Source organism: bacterium (assembly GCA_035295165.1).
In the GTDB taxonomy this organism is placed as follows: domain Bacteria; phylum Sysuimicrobiota; class Sysuimicrobiia; order Sysuimicrobiales; family Segetimicrobiaceae; genus JAJPIA01.
In genome coordinates, this window is sequence record DATGJN010000117.1 from 89,096 (window position 1) to 96,280 (window position 7,185).

Annotated in this window: 6 protein-coding genes; all 6 read right to left on the reverse strand. The window is 69.6% G+C overall.

What is annotated here, in order from left to right:
• Positions 1-8: 8 nt before the first annotated feature.
• The 6 genes from VKZ50_21560 to VKZ50_21585 all read right to left on the reverse strand — a co-directional run bounded on the left by VKZ50_21560 (position 9) and on the right by VKZ50_21585 (position 6,940).
• Complete coding sequence (locus VKZ50_21560) at positions 9-1,817, reverse strand: hypothetical protein (GenBank protein ID HLJ62317.1); 1,809 nt, start codon at positions 1,815-1,817, stop codon at positions 9-11.
• A gap of 7 nt (positions 1,818-1,824) precedes the next feature.
• Entirely contained in the window at positions 1,825-2,151 is a 327-nt protein-coding gene (locus tag VKZ50_21565) for an FmdB family zinc ribbon protein (GenBank protein HLJ62318.1), read from the reverse strand.
• 206 nt (positions 2,152-2,357) lie between these two features.
• Positions 2,358-3,422, reverse strand: a complete 1,065-nt coding sequence (locus VKZ50_21570; protein HLJ62319.1) for a hypothetical protein — start codon at positions 3,420-3,422, stop codon at positions 2,358-2,360.
• 22 nt (positions 3,423-3,444) lie between these two features.
• Positions 3,445-4,665, reverse strand: a complete 1,221-nt coding sequence (locus VKZ50_21575; GenBank protein ID HLJ62320.1) for a methionine adenosyltransferase — start codon at positions 4,663-4,665, stop codon at positions 3,445-3,447.
• A 58-nt stretch (positions 4,666-4,723) separates the two neighbouring features.
• On the reverse strand, positions 4,724-5,806 hold the full coding sequence (gene ispG, locus VKZ50_21580) for a flavodoxin-dependent (E)-4-hydroxy-3-methylbut-2-enyl-diphosphate synthase (GenBank protein HLJ62321.1): 1,083 nt from the start codon (positions 5,804-5,806) through the stop codon (positions 4,724-4,726).
• Between the two features lie 81 nt (positions 5,807-5,887).
• Positions 5,888-6,940, reverse strand: coding sequence for a M50 family metallopeptidase (locus VKZ50_21585; GenBank protein HLJ62322.1), 1,053 nt, complete (start codon positions 6,938-6,940; stop codon positions 5,888-5,890).
• Between the last annotated feature and the right edge of the window lie 245 nt (positions 6,941-7,185).

Here is a 7,185-nt window from a genome sequence, read left to right on the forward strand (position 1 = left end):
CGTGTCGACTACCGCCTCTCGACCGACAACAGCAAGATGGCGGAGTGCTGGCCGAGCGTTCCCCCGTCCTCTAGACGAAACACGGGCACGGTATGCTCGATCTCCCCGACCAGAACCGGCGTGGTAGCCCCCATTATAACACCGCCGTTTGGGCCCAGGAAGATCCACGACCGATCATGACTGTCCGAATCCGCCGCGGTGGACCGCACCCACCGGTCGGGATCGAGGTCGAACGTCGACCCGCCGGAGGGGATGTCACCGATCCAGTACCAACGATCGCCCCAGTGGAGTTCGACGCGGTGCGCCCGCTCGCCGCCGAGGTCGACCCTGAGGGTACGCCCGTGCTGCGCCAGCTCGGCGCGTGCGGTGCGGGACACCGTGCCGAGCGCCGCGAAGGTCCGCGGCCCGGTCCCTGCGGTGAGCGTCCCCTCGAGCACTGTGCGCTGGTCCGTGACTTCGGCCCGAAGATCGCCGGAGGCGGTCACGGGTGCGACGACGTTCCCGCCCGACACCCGCACGCGGTACCGGCCCCCGTAGGGCACAGCGACCGCGCCCACGGTCAACGCCCGCGCCACATCAGTACCGGAAGCCTGCTCCACGAACGTGACATCGACCACCGAGGTGGAACGCTCTCGCACGTCCATGGCGAGGCGCCAGAACACGACGAGCGCTACGGCGACCACCGCGAGGCTCGCGAGGGCGCGGGCCCGAAGCGCCCGGCGCCGGCCGATCAGGTACAGCGCCGCAAGATATACGAACACGGCCCCGGCGACCTCGGCGTGGACAAGCGGATCGAGCGACGGCCCGGCGGGTAGCTGCTCCGCAACCGCGTCGATCTGGACCTGCGACGGCGCCGGCTCGCCGAGCGCCGCCGTCCAGAGGCGGACGCGGCCCGGCCATTCGGCAAACGCGGGAAGCCGGGGATCGAACCCCCACAGCTCCACCCATCCTGCACCCGCGCGGGCGCCCGCGATCACCACGGTTCCGCCGGCCCGCGTCATGGTCGCACCGATACGAGGATCGAGCGGGCTGACCGCGTAAGGTCCCGGGGGCAAATCGTCGCCGGCCCGAACCGACCCGGGCGAAGGCGGAGGCAGGACGCGCACCTGTCCGACCGATGCTGGGAGGACGTCCTGAAGAAACGGCGGCGGCAAGAGACCCGGCCGGGCCACGACCAGCAGGCGTCCCCCGAGGCGGACCCAGGTCAGGAGCGCGTCGCGTTGCGCGCCGTCGAGGCGCGCGGGGTCGAGATCGCGGACCACGAGGAGATCGACAGCCGAATACTCCTGCCAGCGGCGCGGCAACGCCTCGGCGCCGACGTACGCGGTGACCACGCGCTCGGACAGGCGCACGAGGGGCTCCAGACCGGCCGCCTCATCGGAGAGTGCAACCACGACGCGGCCGCCGACCAGCATCGGATCGATCGGCACGGCACGGCGCAGCCGCTCCCGGCCAGCGACAAGAACCCGCACAACGACCGGCCGGCGAATGTCGCTCAGCACGACCGGGACATCGAACGCACGGCCGGCGCCGGCGACGGCATCGAACGGCACGATCGTCGTGGTCACGACCTCGCCGGTCTGACGGCCGAGTGCGGGGACATCGACTGCCACCATCGCGGGGCCGCCCTCGGGCAGTGCCGGGACTTCGATCTCCAGCGGAACCGGCACCCCCACGCGCACGGCGCCGGCGAACCCGAGGTGCACGACCAGGCCCTGATCCACCCCGGCCGCGACCGCCGGGGCGGCGGGCAGCGACGCGAGGACGCCAAAAAGCAGCGCGAGGGCATGGCCGATCGGCCATGCCCTCGCTTCCACGTGGTCGCTAGGACGACTTCGTCCCGGCACTGGTTGTGGACGCCGCGCTGCCGCTCCCGGCCGCCGGGGCCGTCGCCGATGGTGTGGGCGACTCTTTGGACGGGGACGACTGCTTGGACGGGGACGCCGACTTCCCGTCGCCTTCTGCCGGCGCCGGAGTCTTGCGGTAATCGTTCACGTGGAACCCGGCGCCCTTAAAGATGATTCCCACGGGTGAAAACACCCGGCGCACCGGCGCGCCGCATCGCTCGCAGCGCTCCACCGCCTCGGCGACCGCGTGCGTCACTTCGAATTGGTGGCCGCACTTCGTGCACCGGTACTCGTAGATCGGCATACTCCCACCTCCGTCGCCCACCCCGCGAACTCGCGCAGGCGGCGCAAGGGCACGGGGCCTTCCGATCGTCGGCGCGCGATTCCTTGGGCTGCACCGCCGCACACCACGGCCCCACCCGCGCGGCGGGCGGGGCCGCCATGCGCCTTCGTCTTAGGTACTATTGTGGGACGGCCCTCCCGGCGTGTCAAGCGATCACGCTCGACGCGTCAGCGACGCTCGAGCGTGGCCACCCACACCGGGCCCCGGCCGTCGGCCGTGTCGGTCCCGAATGCCAGGCCGAGCCCGTCGGGGGCCCATCGCGTCACGAGCGCTCGGGCGTACTCCACGATCTCAGGGCGATAGTCCGCAATCCTGAGCCGGGCGCCCGTCGTCACGTCGACGACCTCGACCGACGTCTCGTTCGGCGCGATCACCTCACCGAACGCCACGGCCGTTCCGGACGGCGCCCAGGACAACCCCGTATAGGCTCCCGCAGGAGTCAGCGTCCGGCGGCCGGTGCCGTCCAGCCTGACGGCCACGATCTGCCCACGCACTTCACGCGCCGCGTCGGGTGATCCCCCCACATACGCGACGAAGCGGCCGAGCGGGTCGAACGCCGGTCCGGCCATCGTATCCCGCCACCCGAACGGGATCGCGACCGGGTGGAGCGCCGACACCGCAATTCGCAGGAGCCGGGTCGACGCCGCGCCACCCTGCCGGGCAAGCGCGAGCACGAGATCCCGGCCGTCCGGCGACCACGCCACGGTCTGCACCGCGAACCCCGGCGGCAGCGGCGCGGAGACCGAACGGGCGCGTCGCCCGTCGCTCCCGGCCTGCCACGTCGCGATCTCGTCATGGTCCCCGCCGGACACCACGTATGCAAGCCTCGCGTCACGCGGGGCCCACGTGACGAGGTGCACCCCTGCTGCGGTCGACACCGCCGCGGGCGGCAGTCCGTCGAGGCCCACGGTGTACAGCGTCCCGGCGGACACGACCGCGAGCGAGCGTCCGCCGGGCGCCCACGCGACCTCGGTGACGCGCGGGAGCGCAGCCAACCGACGCGCCCCGGTCCCGTCCGGCCGCACCTGCCACACGGCGTCGTCGGTCCCGAACGCCAGTAGGCGGCCCTGCGGGCTCCACGTCGGCGGACTCGACGCCGCGGCATCGGACACTCGTGTCACCCGCGCGACGCGCAAGAACGGCGGGCCGAGCCCCACCGGCGTCCGCCGCACCGTGCACGCCGTAAACACAAGCGCGGCTGCCAGCACTCCAGCCAGCAGCCGCACTCGCACGCGACCCGCCATGCGCGGGCGATCAACACACGGTATATTTGCCCTCGGCCAGGTCCCGGCAGAAGACGTGGATCCCGGCCAACTCCCGGTCGAGCACCTCCCTGACACGACGCGTGACCGCGGACTTCCGCAGCCCCTTGTCCGGAATGATCTGCGCCGCGGTGACCGGATGGTCGATGGGTTTCCCGATCTGGCTGACCATCCAGACGTAGACCTCCCGGAGCCCCGGCACTTCCTCGTAGACTTTCTGCGCCACTAGGTGCGTGAAGATTGAGTAGATCTTGCCGACGTGCGCGACGGGGTTCTTTCCCGCGGCCGCTTCCGTACCCATCGGGCGGTTGATCGCGATCACCCCGTTGACCTTGTTGCCACGTCCGATCTGGCCGCTGTCGCCGGATTCCGCGGACGTACCCAGCACGGACAGGTACACGCCGTTGATCCCTCTGCCCGGCTCGTCCAGCGTGTTGAGATCGAAGACCACCTTGTCCATCGTCGTGCGTCTCGCCAGAAACGCCATGACGGCGTCGTACAACGCCTCCTTACGGCGGAAGTAGTGTGCCTCGCCCTCTATGAACCGGTCCACGAACGCCACCGCCGCGGTGAGGCGCAGCTCACGTCCCATCCGCACGCCCATGACCTTCACGTCCTCGCCGGACTCAGGAAACTCTTCCTTGAACGTGCGCGAATTGATGTACTGTTCCGTCTCGCGGACCAGCCGCTCCGTCTCCGTCATGGGCCAGTAGCCCACGGCGGCCGACGTGTCGTTCGCGCCGGCGGTGTCGCGGCTGAAGATGTCGACCAGTTCGGCCGACCCGGGCTTGATCTCGTTCTGGTACATCATGTGCGGGCCGTCCTGGTCGTCGGATCCTCCCGGGTCGACGAACCGGAGGTTTTCACGGATCCAGTTCTTGGCGGTCCGGATCGCGATCTCGCGAATCGGCAGCTCGCGACCGTTGAGGCCGTACGCCGCCCGGTCGCCGAAGATCAGCTTCATCGGCTCCCGGATCGTGCCGCCCCCGAACCGGACCTGCGCGTCTCCCGCGACGAGAAAGGCTTTGTCGATGTTGTGGTGGAGGATGTGTCCGAACTGGCTCAGGTACTCCTTGCTCAGCTCCACGGAGACCCGATCCATGATCGCGTCGCAGATCGAGTCCGGATGACCGATGCCTTTCCGCTCCACCATCTCGACCTGCGTGTCCCCGACCGGAACCCCGGACAAGGTCTCGACCAAGATATTCCGCATTGCTCCCTCCTTCAGATGCGCGGGCCGGCCGGGGACGTCCGGCCCGGTCTCGGGCGCCTCACCCCTTGGGGGCGACCGCCTGCTTCTCCCGCACGATCTCCTCGACTTCCTTCATCAAGCCGTCCAGGAGCTGCGCCTCGGGCAGGCTCGCCACGACCTTTCCCTTGCGGAAGATCAGTCCCATGCCTTTGCCGCCGGCCACGCCGAGGTCCGCCATGCGCGCCTCGCCCGGGCCGTTCACGGCGCACCCCATCACCGCCACCTTGATCGGCACCGCGTACACGGCGATGCGCTTCTCCACCTCCTGCGCGAGTCGGACGATATCGACGTCGGCCCGCCCGCAGGAGGGACAGGCGATCAGGATCGGGCCCCGGAGGCGCAGCGCGAGCGCCTTGAGGATTTCGAACCCGGCCTTAACCTCCTCCTCCGGAGGCGCGGCGAGCGAGATGCGGATCGTATCGCCGATCCCGCGCGACAGGATCGCACCGAGCCCGACCGCAGACTTGACCGTGCCGGCCCAGGCCGTGCCCGACTCGGTGATGCCGACGTGGATCGGATAGGCCATCCGCTCGGAGATCTTCACGTACGCCTCCAGCGCCATTTCCACGTCGCTGCCCTTGACGGACACGACGACATCGTGGAAGTCCAGATCTTCGAGGATCTTGATCTCCTCGAGCGCGCTCTCGACCAGCGCGTCCGCGCACGGCTCGCCGTACTTCCGCAGCATCTCCTTCGAGATTGAGCCAACGTTCGCCCCGACGCGGATCGGAACGCCCCGGGCCTTGGCCTCTCGCGCCACGACCCGCACCCGGTCGGCCGATCCGATGTTGCCGGGATTGAGGCGAAGCTTGTCGACCCCGGACTCCAGTGCCGCGAGCGCGAGCCGGTAGTCGAAGTGGATGTCCGCGACCAACGGCAGCCGGATACGCTGCTTGATCTCCCGCAGCGCGGCCGCGGCTACCTGGTCTGGGACCGCGACGCGGACGATCTCACACCCGAGCGTCTCGAGGCGCTCGATCTGGGCGACCGTGGCGTCTGGGTCGCGCGTATCGGTGGTGGTCATCGACTGCACGGCGACCGGGGCACCGCCGCCGATCGTCACACGCCCGATTTGCACCGGTCGTGTTTGCGTACGGTCCATGCTCGACTCCTCAAGCGTTCGGTGAACGTCTTAAAACGTCTTATTGTAGCACCCGCACCACCACTCCTGCCACCGACGCCGTCACGGCAGCGTGAGGTGCACCGGATGCATGATGTCGCGGACGGTGAGCGCAAGGATCAAGCACAGCAGCAGCGCGAGCCCCACCAGGTGGATGTAGCCCTCGCGCCGCGGATCGACGGGCCGCCGCCGCAACCCCTCGACCACCAGAAACGCCGCCCGGCCGCCGTCCAGCGCCGGGAGCGGAAACAGGTTGAACAGCCCGATGATGATGCTGAAGAACGCCGTGAAGTACAGAAACGTCTCCCCGCCGGCGTGCGCCGCCTGGCCGAGCACGTTCACGGCGGTCACCGGGCCGCCAAGCTGCCCCAGGAGCTGGCCGGAACGCGCCAGCGTGCCGAGCGCGGTCAGATACGCGACCATGTCCCGACCGGTGGTGAGCGCCCCCCAGCCGAGGGCGCGGACGGGATCTAGGTGGCTGCGGGCGACCTGGGGCAAGAACCCCGTCAACCACACGTGCTGGCGCGGATCGTATTTGGTCGGCACGTGCACCAAGAAGCGCGTGGGCCCGCGCTGGATCAGGAACGACAGGGTGCGGCCGTTGCTGGTATGGATAAGGCGGATGACCTCGTTGCCGTCGTCGCGCATCAGCCGGCCGTCGATCGCCAGGATGACGTCACCGGGCCGCAGCCCGGCCTGCGCGGCCGGATCGCCCGCAACCACCTTGTCGATGCGCGTGCTGACGTGCGACGGAACGCCGTACGAAACCGCGGTCGCCGCCAGGAGCACGATCGCGAGCAGGAAGTTCATCGCCGGTCCGGCGCAGACGACGGCGAGGCGCGCACCCACGGACTTGGCGCGGAACCGCCGCTCGGGCGGCACGTCGGGCGACGATGTCTCGTTGTCCTCACCGGCCATGTTGACGTAGCCGCCGACCGGCAGTAGGTTGAGACTGTAGGTGGTCTCCCCGATCGTGAACGCAAAGAGCTTCGGGCCGAAGCCGATCGCGAACGCGTGCACCGCAATGCCCACGCGCTTCGCCACGATCAGGTGGCCGAGCTCGTGCACCAGGATCATCAACTCCAGAGCCAGAATCGCTAAGACTATCGTTGGCACCGCCAACCACCCTCCCTTAGCCCACCCCGAGTGTTCGCCGAGATGACGCGAGTCCTCGGGGACCCCGGGCACGTCCAACAGCAGAGTTCGCCTGCTCTCGCCGCCGCCGACCCCGTCCGGGGGACGTCGCGCGGCGCCCTACGTCGCCGCGTACGACGCCGCCGCGTCCGCGCGGGCCTCCCGGTCGGCCTCGAGCACACCCTCCAGCGAATCGGCGGGACGAACGCGATGACGATCGAGCACGC

Coding starts and splice junctions, on each gene's coding strand:
- VKZ50_21565 (HLJ62318.1), bottom strand. CDS start 2,151: ATGCCGATCTACGAGTACCGGTGCACGAAGTGCGGCCACCAATTCGAA.
- VKZ50_21575 (HLJ62320.1), bottom strand. CDS start 4,665: ATGCGGAATATCTTGGTCGAGACCTTGTCCGGGGTTCCGGTCGGGGAC.
- ispG (HLJ62321.1), bottom strand. CDS start 5,806: ATGGACCGTACGCAAACACGACCGGTGCAAATCGGGCGTGTGACGATC.